The organism is Novipirellula sp. (genome assembly GCF_041583735.1).
GTDB lineage: Bacteria > Planctomycetota > Planctomycetia > Pirellulales > Pirellulaceae > Novipirellula.
Map to the genome: position 1 here is coordinate 1 of NZ_JBFHFD010001007.1, position 1,845 is coordinate 1,845.

Annotated in this window: 1 protein-coding gene and 1 pseudogene; both read left to right on the forward strand. The window is 57.6% G+C overall.

Annotated features, from left to right (window positions below; all coding sequences use genetic code 11):
* Window positions 1–902: pseudogene (locus ABX962_RS35535) on the forward strand (iron dicitrate transport regulator FecR); the annotation flags it as partial.
* Window positions 903–935: 33 nt separating this feature from the next.
* Window positions 936–1,845, forward strand: a 910-nt coding sequence (locus ABX962_RS35540; protein WP_372726376.1) for a DUF1549 domain-containing protein, incomplete at its 3' end; no start/stop codon positions are given.

Consider the following 1,845-nt stretch of genomic DNA (forward strand, 5'->3'; position numbering starts at 1 on the left):
CGGCGCCGGCGGAACGAATTAATCTGCGGCGAGGGCAAGCTCGCCAACTGTTGACGGGCGATCGCTTCGACGTTTTGGAGATCCCGTTTGACGAGGCGGCCTATCGCAACCAAATCCCCGATCGCATCACCCGCTTTCTCACGAGCCAAGACGCCCAGGGAAACGCCAGCGAATTGGAATCCGTTTCTGTGCAACGAGGCGGTGTTGATTACGAGTACCACGTCGATGATTTGATTGGAATCGACGTAGTTCATTTCCGTGGTGGCTCCGATGCAAACCTGATCACATGTGAACAGCAGCGAGATCCAATCGACTCAACCCACAGCGAACTCCCTCGCTCGCATTACGCTGACCGCGACCGCCACCTGTGTAGCGGCCTGATCAACCCAGGCGGTAGCCGTACTCTGCTGACCGAGAATCCCATTCTCGGCGACGAGGCCAATTCGGGCCCTGGTACACCGGGGTTTGCCATTCGTTTCCAACGACCCGTTGTCAATTCAGCGGGCCCCGATGTGGTCTTCTTTGAATTGCAGGTGATCATCCATCCCGAGCAAGGGGATGCGTTTCACGTCAGCCCGTTGCAATTCACCGACGGCCTCCGCACCCACACGATCAAGTCATACGACATCGATCTGGCATCACCCGAGTCCAAATTCCTGACTCCCTTTCGGCTGTATCGATTTAGCGAAATACCGACCTCGCTCGGCATGCTCAATCGCTTGCCGCACGCCGGAGGCACCATTCACTCGGTACGCGCCAAAGTGATCGCGGTCGGCATCGACCTCAGCGATCTCGGTTACGCCGCCGGAGACGAAGTCAACGGCTTGTTTTTTCAAGACATCCAGGACGATGAAAACCGAATCGACCCCGTCTTCATCGGTGGACTTCCTCCGACTCGATAACCCTCCCTCCTCTCTCTCTCTGATTTCCCACCTATGTCTCACTACCACACTTTTTGGCCCCGACGACTGCTGGTTTTGTCGACGTTGATCGTGTGTCCGTTGGCAATGGCCGACGATCCGATCACGAAATCGCAGATGCACTTTTTCGAAAACGAAGTGCGTCCGTTGTTGGCTGAAAAATGTTTCGCGTGTCATGACGAGGAAAAGCAGAAAGGCGACCTGCGACTCGATTCGCTCGGCCACATGTTGCTTGGCGGAGAATCAGGTACGTCGTTGGTGCCGGGCAAGCCGGACGAAAGTCTGTTGATCGAAGCGGTCCGCTACGAGTCGTTCGAGATGCCTCCGTCGGGGCAACTTGCCGACAAACAAATCGAGGTGCTTGAGCGGTGGGTTGCCATGGGCGCCCCGTGGCCCGGCAGCGATCCCGATGTGGTGCTCCGCGAGCCACGTGAATTTTTCAGCGAGGAAGACCGAAATTGGTGGGCGTTTCAGCCCGCCGTGAAACCGGCGGTGCCCACGCAAAGTGGCGACAAATGGGCACGCAACGAGATTGACCATTTCATCGCAGCCCAATTGCAATCTCGTGGCCTCACCCCGGCCCCCGAAGCCGATCGTCATGCGTTGGTGCGGCGTTTGTATTTCGACGTCATCGGATTGCCGCCGACGCCCGAACAAGTCGCTGCGTTTGTCAACGACACGTCGCCTGATGCCTATGAACGGCTAGTCGATTCGCTGCTGGATTCAAAAGGCTATGGCGAACACGCGGCGCGGCAATGGCTGGATCTGGTCCGCTACGCCGATTCCGACGGCTACCGCGCCGATGGTTTTCGTCCGACCGCATGGCGTTATCGCGATTACGTGATCGAGTCCTTCAACGACGACAAACCGTACGACCGATTCACGCAGGAACAACTCGCCGCGGACGAAATGTTCCCGGACGACG